This window comes from Micromonospora sp. CNZ297, from assembly GCF_007827625.1.
The window spans coordinates 171,791-187,658 of sequence record NZ_VISU01000013.1 but is presented as its reverse complement, the minus strand read 5'-3'; the positions used below and the strand labels follow the sequence as shown (position 1 = coordinate 187,658).

Sequence of the window (15,868 nt, the reverse complement as noted above, 5' to 3'; positions counted from 1 at the left end):
GCCGGATCAACGAAGAGCCACCCAAGTGATCACCAACGCCGAACCCTAACGGCAATCAGCCGAACCGATCACCACAGACATAGAAGCGTCTTGCAGTTTGTGCCCGGGCGAATGGGACATTCACGTCACCGCTCGGGCCGAAAGTGCAAGATCGCGGGGGAGAGGGGGAGGGAGGGCGGGGGCGGGGGGCGGGGGCGGGGGCGGGGATGAGGGGCGCCGGGGCGGGCGGGGTGCCGCCCGCCCCGGGTCGGGGACCGGTCAGCGCCGCCACTTCTGGTTGGCGCCGCCGGTGCAGTCCCAGATCTGCAGCCGGGTGCCGTCGGCCGAGCTCGGACCCGTCGCGTCCAGGCACTTGTTCGCCTGGGGGTTCACGATGTCCCCGGCCGCGCTGAACACCCACTTCTGCGCGCCGGTGCCGTTGCAGTCGTAGAGCTGCACCTTGGCGCCGCTCGCGGTCGATCCGGCGGCCACGTCGAGGCACTTGCCGAGTGCGCGGACCGAGCCGTCGGCGTTCCAGGTCCAGCGCTGGGCGGCGGTGCCGTTGCACGTCCAGAGCTGCACCGGGGTGCCGTTGGCGGTGCTGGCGCTCGCCACGTCCACGCACTTGTTGCCGTACCCGACGATCTGGCCGCCGGTGCCCCCGCCGCCGTTGTCCCAGGCCTGGACGCGGACGTAGTCGACGGTCATGGTCTGCGGGAACGTGGTGCTGCCGTCCGGCGAGCCGGGCCAGTTGCCGCCGACCGCCACGTTCATGATCATGAAGAACGGGTGGTCGAAGACCCAGCGGTTGCCGCCGATGTCGGCGGGCGTCTTGCGGGAGTACGCGACGCCGTCGAGGTACCAGGTGATCGAGTCCGGCGCCCAGTCCACTGTGAACGTGTGGAAGGCGTCGGCGAGCGACTGGCCGCCTGGCAGCGAGGTGGACGCGCCGACGCCGCCGCCGCCGGAGTAGCCGGGGCCGTGCAGCGTGCCCCAGACGGTCGAGGGGGCGTAGCCGACGTTCTCCATGATGTCGATCTCGCCGCTGCCGGGCCACGGGTTCGTGCCGATGTCGTTGCCGAGCATCCAGAACGCCGGCCACAGCCCTTGTCCACGCGGGACCTTGATGCGTGCCTCGAACCGCCCGTACGCCTGGGCGAACGTGCCGTTGGTGAGCAGCCGGGCCGAGGTGTACTGGCAGCTTCCGTACCAGCAGGAGTAGCCGCCCGGGTTCTCCTTGCGGGCGGTGATGACCAGGTTGCCGTTGCCGTCGAGCGCGGCGTTGCGGGTGCTGTTCGTGTAGTACTGGAGCTCGTTATTGCCCCAGCCGCCGCCACCGATGTCGTAGCGCCACTTGCTCGCGTCGGGGGCGGCCCCGGCCGGGCCGTTGAAGTCGTCGGACCAGGTGACCGCGCCGGGGGCGGCGGCCGCCGGGGTGCTGGGGACGGCGGTGAGGGCGGCGGTGAGGCCGACCGCTGTCACCGCCAGGGCGGCGAGGGTACGGATGGTGCGCACGGGGCGCCTCCTGCGGGGGTGGTGGCCGTTACCGTCACGGCGGCCGGCCCCGCCCAACGGTTAACAAACCATACAAATAGACTTCGATGAAGGTATGAATGAAGTCGGTCGATGTCAAGAGAGCGCTTCCCGCTGGCGCTCCGACGTCGGCTCGGGCTCCCGCTGCCGTACCACAGTGGATCGGCGCATGTCCCGCCACGGGCCGCCCAGCAGCGGCGTCAGCACCACCAGCAGGTAGCAGGCGCCCATCACGACGAGCGTGGACGTGGGGCCGAACCGGTCCGCGGCGAATCCCGCGCCGACCGCGCCGGCCGGCATGGCCGCCCACGCGCCGGCGCCGATCACGCCGTACACCCGGGCCCGCATGGCCGGCGGCACCCGCTCCAACTGGACCGCGCCCATCAGCGGGTTGAGCGCGCCGGCGGCCAGCCCGGCCATCGCCACCACGACGGCCACCACCGGCAGCGGCGGCGCGGCGGCGAGCGCCCACAGTGGTGGGGCGCCGCACAGCACGTACGCGGTGACGAACGTGGCCCGGCGGGGCAGCCGGTGCCCGATCGCGCTGAACACCAGCGAGCCGACCAGCGCGCCGCCGCCCATGACGCCCACCAGCAGGCCGAACGCGGCCGGCCCGCCGAGTTCCCGTTCGGCGACCACCGGCAGCAGCACGTTGCTCTTCGCCGCGTCGAACAGGTTCGTCACCAGCACCAGCAGGACCATGGCGCGCAGCAGCGGCTCCCGGACCAGGAAGCGCAGCCCGGCGGCGAACTGCCGCCAGTAGCCGCCGGTCTCCGGCTCGCTGCCGTCGTCGGACGGTCGCAGGCCACGCGGGACCAGCAGCGTCACCACGAGCGCCGACACGGCGAACGTCACCGCGTCCAGCGCCAGCACCGGCACCGCCCCGAACACACCGACCAGCAGGCCGGCCAAGGGTGCGCCGATCATCCGGGCGCCGCGCGAGGTCGCGTCCTCCCACCCGGCCGCCCGCTCGATCGGCACCCCGGCCGCCGCCGCGGCCTCCGGCAGCAGCGCGGTGCGCGCGGTCTGCCCCGGCGTGTCCAGCAGGCCGCTGACGAAGACGAGGGCCAGCAGCGCCGGGAACGGCAGGCCGACGGTGGAGTGCAGCAGGGGTACGGCGGCGATCGTCACGCCGGAGACCACGTCGGCGAGCACGCTGGACCGCCGGTAGCCGATCCGGTCGACGAGCACGCCGCCGAACGCGCCGCCGAGCACCACCGGCGCGGTGGCGAACGCGCCGGCCAGCCCGGTGGCCGCCGGCGAGCCGGTCTCGGCGAGCACGTAGAGCGGCAGCGCGATGAGCGTGAGCACGTTGCCGGTCAGCGAGACGGCGTGCCCGATCAGCAGTCCGGCCAACGGTCGGCGGTCGCGGTTCACTGCGGCCCCCGGTACGCCTGCCAGATCAGTGTGACCATCTCGGCGCCGGCCCGGCCGGGTGCGCCGCGTTCCTGCCAGCGCCGGCCCAGCGCGGACAGCTCGTCGCGCAGCTCGACCAGTTCCTCCGGCGTCAGGCGCAGCACGATGTCGCTGCTGGTGGTGCCGCGTACCCAGGCCGGGTCGAGGCTCGCCTCCGACTCCAGGTACGCCTGGTAGCGGTCCACATAGCGCTGCATGGCGGCCTGGCGCAGCATGTTGCCGGCGAGCCGGCGCTCCGGGTCGTCCAGCAGTTCGAGCGGATCCCAGTCGGTGGTGGCGTGCGCGGCCCGCCACCACCGCTCGCGCCGGTCCCGGGCCAGCTCGGGCGCCTCGGCCACGAAGCCGTGCTCGGCCAGCTTGCCGACGTGGTAGCTGACCGACCCGACCGCCTCGCCGGTCCGTTCGCTCAGCATGCCGACCGTCTGCGGGCCGCGCAGGCGCAGTTCGCCGAGCAGCCGCAGCCGGGTGGGGTGGGCCAGCGCCCGCATGGCTCGCGGGTCGCTCACCCGCCGGTTGCCGGTTCCGTCAGTCATGCCGCCAGGCTAGACCGACAAGGAATGATGTACAAGGAGTCTTGTATTTATCGCGCCGCTTCCGGCGTGTGGCGGTACAGGTCGCGCAGCAGGCACACCTCGGACAGGTGGTGGATCACCTCCCGGTTGATGTGCAGCACGAGCGTGGCCATCGGGACGTCGGCGAACGGCCCCTCAGCCGGGCCGCAGGGGCGGGCCAGGCCGTCCTCGCCGAGCGCCTCGACCCCTGCCGTCCAGGCGGCGTACTCCTCGTCGAGCTGGGCCAGCGCGCCGGCCGCGGTCGGGGAGTAGGGGAACGAGCCGTAGTCGGTGGGCGCGCGGCCGAAGTGCGACGCGTTGCGCATGGCCAGCACGCCCACGATGACGTGGGCCAGCCGCCAGGCGATGGTGGTGAACGGCGGCGGGTCCGGTTGCGGCATCGCGAAGTCGATCGCCGGAATGCCGTCGTCGCCGCGCGGGCGCACGCTCCAGCAGCCGGGGACCGGCTCCCAGAGGTATTCGGCGTCGGGGAGCCCGGCGAGGCGGTCGCGCAACTGGTAGGTCCAGTGCCAGGTGAGCTGCTCGCGGAGCAGCGGGTTCCAGGTCAGATCGGTCATGCGCCTCAGCGTGCCACCGCCCTGGGACAGAAAACGGCCCGCTCAGCCCCGCCGCGCCGCCGTCCGGCCCTTGAGCCGGCGGCCCATCTCCCGGGCGATCTCGCGTTTGGCGTCCCGCTCGGCCAGCGCCTGGCGCTTGTCGTACGACCGGCGGCCCCGGGCCAGGCCCAGCTCCACCTTGGCCCAGCCGTCGGCGAAGTACATCGACAGCGGCACCAGCGTGATGCCGCCGTCGCGCAGCTTCTCCAGGATCCGGGCGATCTCCACCCGGTGCAGCAGCAGCTTGCGGGTGCGCCGGGGCGCGTGGTTGGTCCAGGTGCCGAAGCCGTACTCGGCGATGTGCAGGCCGTACAGCATGATCTCGCCGTCGCGCTCCTGGGCGAACGCGTCGACCAGCGACACCCGCCCCTCGCGCAGCGACTTGACCTCGGTGCCGGCCAGCACGATGCCCGCCTCGTACGTCTTGAGGATGTCGTAGTCGTGCCGCGCCTTCTTGTTCGAGGCGATCAGCTTGCGCCCGTTCTCCCTGGCCACGCGAGCAGAGTACCCGCCGGGGGTGGCTGCGGGCCGGTCGCCGGGCGCGCCGCGGCCACCCAGCCGGTGGTGATGAGCAGCAGCGCGGCGCAGTAGGTGGTCATCACCAGCAGGCCCCGCACGGGCAGGTCCACACCGGCCGCGCCCACGCCGATGAGCAGGTCGGAGACGAGGAAGAGCGCCCCGCCCGCGGCGACCCGCGCGGACACCCCGGTCGCGGCGGCGGCCATCAGGCACAGCGCCAGGCTGTAGCCGAGCACCGGCAGCCGCAGCGGCCCGAGCATGCCCCAGAGCAGTGCGTTCGCGCCGGCCCAGGCGAGCAGGTAACCGGCCCACGCCACGCCCCGGGCACGCCGGTACCGGACGAAGGCGGTGATGAACGCGATCTGGGTGACCAGGAAGAAGCCCATGCCGGCCAGGAACGCGGTGTCTCCCGGCAGGAGCAGGGCGACGTCGCCCGCGGTGGCGGCGACCAGGCCGACCGCCACCGCGTCGACGCGGCGCCGGTGCGCCCAGAGGTACGCCAGCAGCACCGGCGCGAGCAGCGGCTTGGCCAGCCACTGGAGCGCGGTCGAGTCGAGCGCGACCCCGACCAGTTCGACGGCCGCGACCAGCCCGAACAGGGGCAGCAGCCAGGAGCGCCTCATCGGGCCGGCTGCCAGCCGGGACGGCCGAACAGGTAACCGAGGCGGTGCCGCCAGGAGTCGGCCCGGCGTACGTCGGACCAGATCGCGGCGAACTCGTGGGTGGCCACCCGCAGCGGGTTGTAGGTGCCGATGTTCTTGGTGAGCCCGTAGCGCGCGGTGGCCCGCTCCGGCTCGAAGCTGCCGAACAGCCGGTCCCAGACGATCAGGATGCCGCCGTAGTTGCGGTCCAGGTACTCGGTGTTCGAGCCGTGGTGCACCCGGTGGTGCGACGGCGTGTTGAAGATCCACTCGATCGGCCGGGGCAGCACGTTGATCCGCTCGGTGTGCAGGAAGAACTGGTACAGCAGGCTGACCGACTGCTGGAGGAAGATCATCCACGGCGGGATGCCGAGCAGCGCCAGCGGCAGCCAGAACGGCAGCGAGGTCATCGGCGTCCAGCTCTGCCGCAACGCGGTGGAGAAGTTGTAGTAGACGCTGGAGTGGTGCACGACGTGGCTGGCCCAGAGCACGCGTACCTCGTGGTGCGAGCGGTGGAACCAGTAGTAGGCCAGGTCGTCGGCGAAGAACAGGATCACCCAGGTCCACCAGTCGCCGGGCGACAGGTGCACCGGCGCCACGGTCCACAGCGCCGCGAACAGGCCGACTGTGAGCAGCTTCCACGGGAAGCCGATGATCTGGCTGCCCAGCCCCATCGACAGGCTGGTGGTGGTGTCGCGCAGCTCGTAGCCGCGTTCGTCGTCGTCGGGCAGGAAGCGGTAGGAGACCGCCTCGATGACGATCAGGAGCAGGAACGCCGGGACGGCGTACAGCACGGCGGGGATCATGCGCGCGCTTTCCTTCCGGGTGTGGGGGTGGTGGGGGTGGTGACCGGCGCGGTCAGCAGCGCCCGGGCGTGCCGGGCCGCCGCCGCGCCCTGACCGGAGGCGACCGACGCGGCGAGACGGCGGTGCCCGGCCACGTCCAGCAGTTCGGCCGCGCGGGCGTCCGGGGGGACGTCGCCGACCGCGAACGTGCCAGCCACGAGGCTGTTGAACGCGAGCTGGTAGGCGGTGTTACCGCTGCCGCGCACGACCAGCCGCCAGATGGCGATGTTCGCCTCGTTCATCAGGTCCAGGTCGGGGGCCAGGTCGCCGTACTCCTCGGCGGCCCGGACCAGGGCGGCGACGACCGCCGCGTCCGCGCGCTCGGCGCAGAGCCGGGCCGCGTCGATCCCGACGCAGGCCCGCATCTCCAGCATGTCGCGCACCAGCGTCTCGACCGGGAGTACGTCAGTGGAGCGGGCCAGGGACAGCGCCAGGTCCAGCCCGGCGTGGACCCGCCAGTCCAGCACCCGGGTCGCGCCGCCCTGGCTGACCCGGACCAGGCCGAGCTGTTGCAGGCGGCGCAGCGCCTCCCGGACCGCGTGCCGGTTGACCTCGAACGCGCCGGCCAGCTCCCGCTCGCCGGGCAGCGTCTCGTCCGGTGCGTACCGGCCGGACACGATCGCGTCGCGCAGCCGCCCGAAGACGTGGTCGGAGACCGAGACACGAGGCGCGGGATCGAAGGTCATGCGCAGAAGTGTGGCCCCGAACACATCAACCCGTCAACTGGTTGTACCAGTGGATTTCGGGGGCGGCCGGTGCGTGCCGCAGCCGTCACCCCTCGTATCCTTTCCGCCGTAGGCCCGCCAGAGGAGAGGGAGTCGGTGTGAGCAACCGCGTCGAGACGTTGGAGTTCCAGGCCGAGGCTCGTCAGCTGTTGCAGCTGATGGTGCACTCGATCTACTCGAACAAGGACGTCTTCCTGCGCGAACTGATCTCGAACGCGTCCGACGCGCTGGACAAGCTGCGGCTGGAGTCGCTCGTCGACAAGGAACTGTCGGCGGACACCTCCGACCTGCACATCGAGATCGAGGTCGACAAGGACGCCCGTACGCTCACCGTGCGGGACAACGGCATCGGCATGACCCGCGACGAGGTGGTCGGCCTGATCGGCACGATCGCGAAGTCCGGCACCGCCGAGCTGCTGCGCAAGCTGCGCGAGTCCGCCGACGCCGCCGCGTCCCAGGATCTGATCGGCCAGTTCGGCGTCGGCTTCTACGCGACGTTCATGGTCGCCGACAGGGTGACGCTGCTGACCCGCCGTGCCGGGCAGTCCGGCGGCACCCGCTGGGAGTCCGCGGGCGAGGGCACCTACTCGATCGAGGAGGTCGAGGACGCGCCCCAGGGCACCTCGGTCACGCTGCACCTCAAGCCGGTCGACACTGACGACAACCTGCACGACTACACCGCCGAGTGGACGATCCGCGAGATCGTCAAGCGCTACTCCGACTTCATCTCGTGGCCGATCCGGATGACTGTCGACAAGCCCGGCGAGGACGGCGCCACCACCCGCGAGGAGCAGACGCTCAACTCGATGAAGGCGCTCTGGGCGCGCTCGCGGGACGAGGTCGACGAGGCCGAGTACAAGGAGTTCTATCGGCACGTCGCGCACGACTGGGCCGACCCGCTCGAGACGATCCACATGCGCGGCGAGGGCACCTTCGAGTACGAGGCGCTGCTGTTCCTGCCGTCGCACGCCCCGCTCGATCTGTTCTCCCCGCAGGGCCGCCGGGGTGTGCAGCTCTACGTCAAGCGCGTGTTCATCATGGACGACTGCGACGCGCTGATGCCCAACTACCTGCGCTTCGTCAAGGGCGTCGTGGACGCGCACGACCTGTCGCTGAACATCTCCCGGGAGATCCTCCAGCAGGACCGGCAGATCCGCGCGGTGCGCCGGCGGCTGGTCAAGAAGGTGCTCGCCACGCTCAAGGACATGTCCGCCGAGTCGTACCGCACGTTCTGGACCGAGTTCGGCGCGGTGGTCAAGGAGGGTCTGCTGGAGGACCCGGACAACACCGAGACGCTGCTGGAACTGGTTCGCACCGCCAGCACCCACGACCCGGCCGAGCCGACCACGCTGCGCGACTACGTGGAGCGGATGAAGGACGGCCAGACCGAGATCTACTACGCCACCGGCGAGAACCGGGCCACCATCGAGAACTCGCCGCACCTGGAGGCGTTCCGCGCCAAGGGCTACGAGGTGCTGATCCTCACCGACCCGGTGGACGAGGTGTGGGTCGAGCGCGTCGGCGCGTACGACGGGAAGACGCTGCGCTCGGTCGCCAAGGGGCAGGTTGACCTGGAGACCGAGGAGGAGAAGGAGAAGGCCGAGGCGGAACGGCAGGAGTACGCCGACCTGCTCACGTTCCTCGGCGGCGCGCTCGCCGACAGCGTCAAGGAGGTGCGCCTGTCCACCCGGCTGACCACCTCACCGGCCTGCGTGGTGGGCGACGCGCACGACATGACGCCGACGCTGGAGAAGATGTACCGGGCCATGGGCCAGGAGGTGCCCCGGGTCAAGCGGATCCTGGAGCTGAACCCGGCCCACCCGCTGGTCACCGGGCTGCGCAAGGCACACGGGGAGGGCGGCGACACGGCCGCGCTGACCGAGACCGCCGAGCTGCTGTACGGCATGGCGCTGCTGGCCGAGGGCGGCGAGCTGGCCGACCCGGCCCGGTTCACCCGGATCCTCGCCGACCGCCTGGCCCGCGGCCTGTAGCCCCACCCCGACCCGGTTCGCCCGACCCGCCCCGGCGAGCCGGCGTGATCGACTCCATGCCGCCGAGGTGGCGGTATCGGCATGCCACCGATACCGCCACCTCGCCGAGCCGGTGTCGACTCCGCTCGGAAGTCGATGGTCGGGCGGGTGTCGGGTCAGTTGCGTGATCCACTCCAGCTCGCCGAAGTGGTGGTATCGGACGGGCTCTGACCCCGCCATTTCGCCGAACTGGTGTTGATCACGGTGGGTCTCCCAGACTGGGGACGAGCGCTTGGGTGTCCCAGGGTGGGGGAGGCTGGTCCCGTTTGGAGGGACCTCAGGCGGTTGTCGTGGCAGCCGGTTGGTCGGCAACGGCTCGCCGAGGTGGCGCCGCCACCTTGGAGGCGGGTCGGCTCAGGGGAGCGCGGGGTAGAGCGCGGCCACACCGCCGGACAGTCCGGCCTGGACCCGGCGCGCCACGTCGTCGGCGAGGATCTCGTAGCTGTCGGACTCGATGCCGTCGGCGGCGAGCCGGGCGACGTCGGCCGGGTGGGCCTTCGGGCCGGGTACGGCGGCGGCCATCTCGGTGTCCATGTAGCCCACGTGCAGGCCCGCGACGCGGACGCCCCGGCCGGCCAGCTCCTGGCGCAGGGCGTTCGTCATCGACCACTCGGCGGCCTTCGCCGCGCCGTACGCGCCGACGCCGGGGAACGTGAACCAGGACAGCGCCGACAGCACGTTCAGGATCGTGCCGCCGCCGTTGGCCACGATCTGCGGCGCGAACGCCCGTACCACCGACAGCGTGCCGAGGTAGTGCGTCTCCATCTCCAGCCGGATCTGCGCGAGGTCGCCGTCGAGCAGGTCGGTGCCGGTGCTCACGCCGGCGCTGTTGACCAGCAGCGTCACGTCCCCGGCCCGCTGCGCGGCGGCGGCCACCGACTCGGGGTCGGTGATGTCGAGGCGTACCGGGGTGACTCCGGGCAGGTCCACGGTGTCCGGGTTGCGGGCGCCGGCCCAGACGGTGGCGCCGCGTGCGACGAGTTCGGCGGCCAGGTGCCGGCCGAAGCCGCGGTTGGCGCCGGTGACCAGGGCGGTGCTTCCAGCGATCTTCATGTCTCGCTCCGAGGTGTGGGGAAGGGAGGGGTCAGGCGGACAGCAGGCCCGGACCGGGCAGGACGGCCAGCTCGCCGGGGGGTACGTCGTGCCCCGCGCCGCAGCGCAGCCGGGCGTGCACCGCGGCGCCGCACTCCTCGTGGGCCACCCGCACCGCCGGGCCCGCCTCGTCGGCGGCGTACGTGTCGCCCCACTGCCGCAGCGCGACGAGCACCGGGATCAGGTCGCTTCCCTTCGCAGTGAGCACGTACTCGTCGCGGGTGCGCTGCCCGGGCTCCCGGTAGGGACGCCGGTCGAGCAGCCCGTCGGCGACGAGCTGCTTGAGGCGTGCGGCGGCCACCGGCTCGCTGACGCCGACCCGCCGGGCGAAGTCGTCGAAGCGGCGGGTGCCGAACGACGCCTCCCGCAGCAGGAGCAGCGTGGTGCGGTTGCCGACCACCTCCAGCGCCCGGGCGATCGAGCAGTTGGCGGTGGACCAGGAGTCACGCTGCGCAAGGAGGTCCGTCATGGCGTCGACGGTACCCCCTGACTTAAGAAAGCAGAAGTCAGCTACCTCACAGCTGGCCGGGGAAGAACCCGTGCCGGGCCAGCGGCTCGACGATCTGGTGCTCCTCGTACGACAGGTGCGACAGCAGCGTGTCGGTGAGCAGGTCCACCGCCTCCTGGAGCTGCGTGAAGTCGCCGGGCCGCCGGACCAGCTCCACGAGCGCCCGGTCGACGCTCTCCACCACCCCGTGGATCACCACGTGCTCCTCCTCGAGGCGGTCCAGCACCGCGGCCAGCCCGGCCTCTGAGCGGCGCAGGTGCGGGAAGACCGAGGCGTCCTCCAGCCCGTGGTGCTGGGTGACCATCGTGCAGTAGGCCGCGCAGTACGCCCCGAGCGTCCAGTTGTTCTGCCGCATGGTCATCTCGTTGAGCGCGGCCCGCGCCCGGCCCGGCGAGACCGAGCCCTGCTTGACCTGTTCCAGCAGGTCGCGCACCTGGGCCAGCTCCTGGCGCAGATGGTCGTGCACGTCCACCAGGTGCTGCCCGGCGGCCTGTCCCCGGGCCGGGTAGACGTGTCCGGCCGGCGGCGGCGGGGCGCTCGGGCGGGTGGACTCGTCCCACGGGCGGCGCGCGCTCAGGCGTACCCCCGGGTCGGGGGTGGGGGTGACGCCGAGCGTGCTCGGGCCGCCGGCGGTGGTCGGCTCGTCGGCGGCCTCCCGGGCGCCGCCGGCGGGCGTGGCGCGCTCGGCGGCGACCAGTTCCCGGACCGCGGGGGCCACCTCCTGGCCGAAGATCTGGATCGCGCGCGGCTCGTCGCTGCCGAGGATGAACGTGGTGATGCCGTGCTCCAGGGTGAGCCCGGCCAGTTCCTCCACCCACTGCTCCGGCGGCCCGGTCAGGAAACCGGCCGACGAGCGGGCGAACGTGCCGGTCACGTTGAGCATGCGGCGGATCGCGGCCGGGTCGCGCCCGGCGGCCCGGGCGCCCTCGTCCACGAGCGCGTTCAGGGCGGGCAGCTCGTCGGGGCCCTTGGGCAGGTACGACAGGGACGGCAGCCAGCCGTCCGCGGCGCGGCCCACCAGGCGCAGCATGCGCGGCTTGTAGGCGCCGACCCAGATGCCGACCGGATGCGCGGGCGCCGGGCCGCGCTTGGCGCCGACCACCCGGTAGTGCTCGCCGTCGACACGGATCATGCCGCGGCTGCCGGTGTCCCAGACCTCGCGGATCACCCGGATCGCCTCGTCGAGGGCGTCGACGGCGGCGCCGGGGGACAGGCGCCGCCCGCCCGCCGCCTCGATCGCGTCCCAGAACGCGCCCGCGCCGAGTCCCAGCTCGACCCGGCCGCCGGTGAGCAGATCCAGGCTGGCGACGCTGCGGGCCAGTACCACCGGCTGGCGCAACGGCAGGTTGAGGACGTTTCCGGCCAGGCGGATGCGTTCGGTCGCCGCGGCCACGTAGGACATCAGCGTCCAGGTGTCCAGGAAGCCCGGCTGGTAGGGATGGTCCTGGAACGTGACCAGGTCCAGCCCGACCTGCTCGCACAGCCGGGCCAGCGCCACGACCTGGTCGGGCTGCCCGGCGGCGGGGGTGATGAAGCCGCCGAAGGTCAGCTCGTGTCCGTGATCGGTCATCCGTCAAGCCCTCCCGTGATCTTGCCTGGCCCTGCCACCGTAGCGCCGCCGCCGGTAGCCCGGCCGGGTGAAGAGCGTCACAAGAAGTGGACGATTGTCACAAATCGCTCCTAGCGTCGGTTTCGTTCGCAGACGCGGACACCGCGGGCCGGAAACGCCAAATCCCGCCGCCGTCCCCGGTAACCGGACCTCGCGCGGGAGCGGGGGAACCACACGTTCCACGGTGCATCGTCACCTCGGGGTGAAGCCGCCACCGGCGGCCGGGCTCCTCGGCCCGAACCCGACAGCTCACCTCGTCGGCGTGGAGGAATCCACATGGCAACTGAATACTCTGCCCGAAGCCGCCGTACCGCCCTCGGAGCGGTCCTGGCCGGCGCCGCCGTCGGCGCCGCGACCCTGTTCGGCCCGGCCGCTCCGGCCAGCGCGGGCGTCAACTGGGACGCGGTCGCGCGCTGCGAGTCGGGCGGCAACTGGAAGATCAACACCGGTAACGGCTACTACGGCGGGCTCCAGTTCTCCCGCGCCACCTGGAACGGCTACGGCGGCAAGAAGTACGCCGCGCGCGCAGACCTGGCCAGCCGGTCCGAGCAGATCGCCGTCGCGGAGAAGGTGCGGCGCGGCCAGGGCATCGGCGCGTGGCCGGTCTGCGGCAAGAAGGGCGGCTCGGCGAGCGCGGCGACCCGGTCCGAGCGGGCCACCACAAAGGCGGCCCCGAAGCGGGCCGCCACGCGCAAGGCCGCGCCGGAGCGGGCGGCCACCCGCAGGGCCGCGCCCGAGCGCGCCACGACGACGGTGGCGCCGCAGCCGTCGTCCGGCGCCGGGACGTACCTGGTCCGGCGTGGGGACACGCTGTCGGAGATCGCCGTGACGCAGCGCGTCGACGGCGGCTGGCGCGCCCTGCACGAGCGCAACCGCGCAGTGGTCGGCGACGACCCCGGCCTGATCTTCCCCGGTCAGCGGCTGCGGCTGCGCTGACAGCGGTCCGAGAACGCCCGGCCGGGTCGCCCCGGCCGGGCGTTCGCCCCGTCCGCGACACGCCGCGTCGACGGTGTCCGGCCTGCTCCCGGCGTCCGGGAGACGGTCCGCGACGGCGGTGACCGCGATTCGTCGGAGCCGGTTGCTAGTGTCACGATGCTCGGCTAAGACGTGAAGAAAGCGCGGATATGACCAACGACCCGTTCTCGGCGGCCGCGAGCATCGACGAGCTGCTGACCCGCACGCAGCAGGCGCTCACCGCGATGCGCTCCCGGGCCTCGGCGCACGCCGACGGCGAGCCCGGCGACCTGCTGCGCGCCGAGGGCACGGCCGCCGGCGGCCGGGTCCGCGCGGTCGCCGTCCAGGGTGGCCGGCTGGATTCCGTGACGATCGACCCGGAGCTGGCCGGCGAGCCCCTCGACGTCCTCTGCGGACACTTCGTCACCGCCGCCAACGCCGCGCTGTCCGAGCTGGACGCCCGGGTCAGCGCGTCGGCGCGGGCCGACGCCGACGCGCTCGCCGCCCGGCTCGGCAGCATGGGCGACCAGGCCGAGCTGTTCGGCCGCGCGATGCACGAGGCGGCCGCGCGGATCCACCGCGACCGCGGCACCGCGTCCCAGGGCGCGCGCCGGGCCTGACACGGCGAAACGGCCGGCCCGACACGGCGGGACGCCGGGCCTGACACGGCGGGACGCCGGGCCTGACACGGCGGGACGCCGGGCCTGACACGGCGAGGCGGCCGGCCGCCGGGAGGACGACGACCGGCCGCGCACGCCACGGTCAGCTCAGGGTGACCGCGGTGTCGTCGACGACGAAGGACGTCTGCAACGAGCTGTCCTCCACGCCGCTGAACGAGATGGTCGCCGTGGTGCCTGCGAGCGACGAGATGTCGAAGGACCGCTGCACGTAGCCGGTGGCCTTGTTCAGGTTGGAGTAGGTGGCCAGCGTGGTGCTGCCCGCCTTGACGGTGAGCTTGTCGTACGCGGTGCTGGTGGTCGACTCCGCGCTGTCGATGTGCAGCCAGAAGCTCAACGTCGCCCGGCAGCCGGCCGGGATCGTCACCGACTGGCTGAGCGTGTCGGTGTGCGACGAGCCGTACCCGTCCAGCCACGCCTTGTACGAGCCGCCGTGCGCGGCCTGGCCGCTGGCGGTGGTGATGACGCCGGACGAGGCGCTCCAGCTCACGTTGCCGGACTCGAAGCCCGGGTTGGCGAGCTTGTTGCCGGAGCAGCCGCCCGACGGCGGGGTGGTCGTGGTGCTCGGGGTGGGCGTCGGGGTGCCGCCGGCGCAGGTCGGGTCACCGGACTGGGCCGGCACGCTCACCGCGTCCCAGGCCGCCTTGACCGTGTTGAACTCCGCGCAGCTGCCCGGGTAGAGGTTCTTCGCCGCCTGCAGCGTCCAGGTGCGGTACTTCAGGTACGACGAGGACGAGGTCTTCAGCAGCATGCCGTTGTACATGATCTTCATGGCCTTCTGGATGCCCAGGCCGGTCACGCTGCTGCCGTTGCAGGTCGAGCTGGACGGCTGCCCGTTGGTCGGGCTGCTGCCGTTGGCGAGCAGGTAGAACCAGTGGTTGCCCGGGCCGGCCGCGGCGTGCACCTCGGTCGACGGGATGCTGCTGGAGTAGCAGTTCGGGTCGCCGAGCGCCGACGGGTTGTACATGTTGCGGATCGGGCCGGAGCCGACCAGGTTGATCTTCTCGCCGACCAGGAAGTCGGGCGCGTCGTAGCTGGACGGCTCGTTGGCGAACCACTCGGTGGCCGCGCCGAACGTATCGGCCACGAACTCCTGGGTGCCGCCGCCGGAGATGCCGCCCGGGGTGTTGTCGTCGATGCCGTGGCCGATCTCGTGCGCCACCACGTCCAGCGAGCCGATCCACTGGCCGGCGGTGTTCTTGCCGATCTGCACCTGGCTGCCGTCGTAGTAGGCGTTCTGGTCGTTGAGGCCCACCCGGATCGGCCAGTAGCCGCCGTTGCCGTTGGCGCCGTTGCGGCCCAGCCACTGGGCGAGCATCTTGTGCTCGGTCTGCGCGGAGAACAACGCGTCCACGCAGCCGGTCTCCTTGTTGGTGGCGGTGCCGTTGCCCCACACGTCGTCGGAGCCGCTGAACGTGGTGTTGTTGGCCGCGTCCTGGCAGCTCAGGTTGGTGACGGTCGGGTCCTTCATGGTGTACGTGGAGCCCGACTGGGTGGTGTTGAGCGTGAGCGGGCTGGGCCCGTTCCAGGCGCCGGTGCCGGTGCCGCGGACGACGTGCTCCTGCTTGCGCAGGACCGCGCCGGTGCGGGCGTCGACGTCGACGGTGAGCCGGCTCGGCCCGTCCGCGCCGGTGCCGCGAACAGTGGTCTCCCAGGCCAGCGCCGGTGCGGCGCCGAGCGTGTAGACCACGAGCGTGGTGCCCTCGACCGCGTTCACGGTCTTGAGCTGGGCGCGCGCCGTCTTCGCGGCGGCGGCCGGAGTCAGCGCGGGCGTGGTGGCGAGGGCGCCGATGGGCCGCTGCTGGGCGACCGAGGCGTACTTCAGGTTGCCGGCCGAGTCCGTGGCGAGCACGAAGTCGCCGCCGACCACCGGGAGGCCCTTGTAGGTGCGCTCGTAGGGCACGTACTGGGTGCCCTCGGAGGAGATGACCGGCTTCTGGACGAACGCGTCGTCGGAGCCGGCCTGCAGGTAGGCGGGGCGGCTAGCGACCAGGGCGCGGGCCGAGTCGGCGGCGGTCGCGCGGGCCTGCGCCGGGTCGGGGGCGGCGGGTCCGGGTGGCGCGGCCTGCACGGCGGCGGCGGTGCCTGCGGCGAGCAGGCCGGCCGCGGCCGCGCCGGTGAGCGCGGCGAGGCGAGGTGAGAGTTTCACGGGGGTTTGCTCCTGTTCTACAG

15 protein-coding genes and 1 riboswitch are annotated in these 15,868 nt (G+C 72.4%); of the genes, 3 read left to right on the top strand and 12 right to left on the bottom strand.

All coding sequences use genetic code 11. The annotated features are described in order from the left end of the window. Positions 1–258: 258 nt before the first annotated feature. The 8 genes from FB454_RS22555 to FB454_RS22520 all read right to left on the bottom strand — a co-directional run bounded on the left by FB454_RS22555 (position 259) and on the right by FB454_RS22520 (position 6,787). The gene (locus tag FB454_RS22555; protein ID WP_145823425.1) at positions 259–1,494 is read right to left on the bottom strand and encodes a ricin-type beta-trefoil lectin domain protein; all 1,236 of its coding nucleotides are present in this window, start codon (positions 1,492–1,494) and stop codon (positions 259–261) included. Positions 1,495–1,608: 114 nt separating this feature from the next. Beyond that, a complete protein-coding gene (locus FB454_RS22550) occupies positions 1,609–2,868 on the bottom strand; it encodes an MFS transporter (RefSeq protein ID WP_486485443.1) in 1,260 nt (419 codons plus the stop codon). 17 nt (positions 2,869–2,885) lie between these two features. Further along, positions 2,886–3,461, bottom strand: a complete 576-nt coding sequence (locus FB454_RS22545) for a helix-turn-helix domain-containing protein (RefSeq protein ID WP_145823423.1) — start codon at positions 3,459–3,461, stop codon at positions 2,886–2,888. A gap of 47 nt (positions 3,462–3,508) precedes the next feature. After that, entirely contained in the window at positions 3,509–4,057 is a 549-nt protein-coding gene (locus FB454_RS22540; RefSeq protein WP_145823422.1) for a DinB family protein, read from the bottom strand. A 42-nt stretch (positions 4,058–4,099) separates the two neighbouring features. Beyond that, positions 4,100–4,591, bottom strand: a complete 492-nt coding sequence (gene smpB, locus FB454_RS22535) for an SsrA-binding protein SmpB (RefSeq protein ID WP_013286513.1) — start codon at positions 4,589–4,591, stop codon at positions 4,100–4,102. Beyond that, positions 4,564–5,238 carry a lysoplasmalogenase gene (locus tag FB454_RS22530; RefSeq protein ID WP_145823421.1) on the bottom strand — a complete coding sequence of 225 codons (675 nt, stop codon included), beginning with the start codon at positions 5,236–5,238 and terminating at the stop codon, positions 4,564–4,566. The genes smpB and FB454_RS22530 overlap by 28 nt, the downstream gene beginning before the upstream one ends. Then, positions 5,235–6,062 (bottom strand): sterol desaturase family protein, encoded by an 828-nt coding sequence (locus tag FB454_RS22525; protein ID WP_013476653.1) that lies wholly within the window; start codon positions 6,060–6,062, stop codon positions 5,235–5,237. The genes FB454_RS22530 and FB454_RS22525 overlap by 4 nt, the downstream gene beginning before the upstream one ends. Then, positions 6,059–6,787 (bottom strand): FadR/GntR family transcriptional regulator, encoded by a 729-nt coding sequence (locus FB454_RS22520; RefSeq protein WP_013286510.1) that lies wholly within the window; start codon positions 6,785–6,787, stop codon positions 6,059–6,061. Before FB454_RS22520 ends, FB454_RS22525 begins: the two co-directional genes overlap by 4 nt. A 137-nt stretch (positions 6,788–6,924) precedes the next feature. Between FB454_RS22520 and htpG the strand changes: the two genes are divergently transcribed. After that, the gene (gene htpG / locus FB454_RS22515; protein WP_145823420.1) at positions 6,925–8,817 is read left to right on the top strand and encodes a molecular chaperone HtpG; all 1,893 of its coding nucleotides are present in this window, start codon (positions 6,925–6,927) and stop codon (positions 8,815–8,817) included. A 393-nt stretch (positions 8,818–9,210) separates the two neighbouring features. Here htpG and FB454_RS22510 read toward each other — a convergent pair whose 3' ends face one another. From FB454_RS22510 to FB454_RS22500, 3 genes are read right to left on the bottom strand one after another with little or no spacing between them, the layout of a single operon-like run. Beyond that, a complete protein-coding gene (locus FB454_RS22510) occupies positions 9,211–9,909 on the bottom strand; it encodes an SDR family oxidoreductase (RefSeq protein WP_013476656.1) in 699 nt (232 codons plus the stop codon). A 31-nt stretch (positions 9,910–9,940) separates the two neighbouring features. Then, positions 9,941–10,417, bottom strand: coding sequence for a winged helix-turn-helix transcriptional regulator (locus FB454_RS22505; protein WP_013286507.1), 477 nt, complete (start codon positions 10,415–10,417; stop codon positions 9,941–9,943). 46 nt (positions 10,418–10,463) lie between these two features. Next, positions 10,464–12,026, bottom strand: a complete 1,563-nt coding sequence (locus FB454_RS22500) for an LLM class flavin-dependent oxidoreductase (protein ID WP_145823419.1) — start codon at positions 12,024–12,026, stop codon at positions 10,464–10,466. Between the two features lie 158 nt (positions 12,027–12,184). After that, positions 12,185–12,343: riboswitch (cyclic di-AMP (ydaO/yuaA leader) on the top strand. On the opposite strand from FB454_RS22500, the gene FB454_RS22495 reads away from it, so the two are divergent. Then, on the top strand, positions 12,342–13,001 hold the full coding sequence (locus tag FB454_RS22495) for a transglycosylase family protein (RefSeq protein ID WP_145755423.1): 660 nt from the start codon (positions 12,342–12,344) through the stop codon (positions 12,999–13,001). It overlaps the preceding riboswitch by 2 nt. A 188-nt stretch (positions 13,002–13,189) precedes the next feature. Further along, on the top strand, positions 13,190–13,639 hold the full coding sequence (locus FB454_RS22490; RefSeq protein WP_030273244.1) for a YbaB/EbfC family nucleoid-associated protein: 450 nt from the start codon (positions 13,190–13,192) through the stop codon (positions 13,637–13,639). A 142-nt stretch (positions 13,640–13,781) separates the two neighbouring features. Here the strand turns inward: FB454_RS22490 and FB454_RS22485 are convergent, their stop codons facing one another. Next, positions 13,782–15,845 (bottom strand): M4 family metallopeptidase, encoded by a 2,064-nt coding sequence (locus FB454_RS22485; RefSeq protein WP_145755422.1) that lies wholly within the window; start codon positions 15,843–15,845, stop codon positions 13,782–13,784. Positions 15,846–15,868: the final 23 nt, after the last annotated feature.

Bases quoted from the DNA above. Each gene is read 5' to 3' on its own strand.
- FB454_RS22545 (WP_145823423.1), bottom strand. From the start codon at position 3,461: ATGACTGACGGAACCGGCAACCGGCGGGTGAGCGACCCGCGAGCCATG.
- FB454_RS22540 (WP_145823422.1), bottom strand. From the start codon at position 4,057: ATGACCGATCTGACCTGGAACCCGCTGCTCCGCGAGCAGCTCACCTGG.
- FB454_RS22530 (WP_145823421.1), bottom strand. From the start codon at position 5,238: ATGAGGCGCTCCTGGCTGCTGCCCCTGTTCGGGCTGGTCGCGGCCGTC.
- FB454_RS22525 (WP_013476653.1), bottom strand. From the start codon at position 6,062: ATGATCCCCGCCGTGCTGTACGCCGTCCCGGCGTTCCTGCTCCTGATC.
- FB454_RS22520 (WP_013286510.1), bottom strand. From the start codon at position 6,787: ATGACCTTCGATCCCGCGCCTCGTGTCTCGGTCTCCGACCACGTCTTC.
- FB454_RS22510 (WP_013476656.1), bottom strand. From the start codon at position 9,909: ATGAAGATCGCTGGAAGCACCGCCCTGGTCACCGGCGCCAACCGCGGC.
- FB454_RS22505 (WP_013286507.1), bottom strand. From the start codon at position 10,417: ATGACGGACCTCCTTGCGCAGCGTGACTCCTGGTCCACCGCCAACTGC.
- FB454_RS22500 (WP_145823419.1), bottom strand. From the start codon at position 12,026: ATGACCGATCACGGACACGAGCTGACCTTCGGCGGCTTCATCACCCCC.
- FB454_RS22495 (WP_145755423.1), top strand. From the start codon at position 12,342: ATGGCAACTGAATACTCTGCCCGAAGCCGCCGTACCGCCCTCGGAGCG.
- FB454_RS22490 (WP_030273244.1), top strand. From the start codon at position 13,190: ATGACCAACGACCCGTTCTCGGCGGCCGCGAGCATCGACGAGCTGCTG.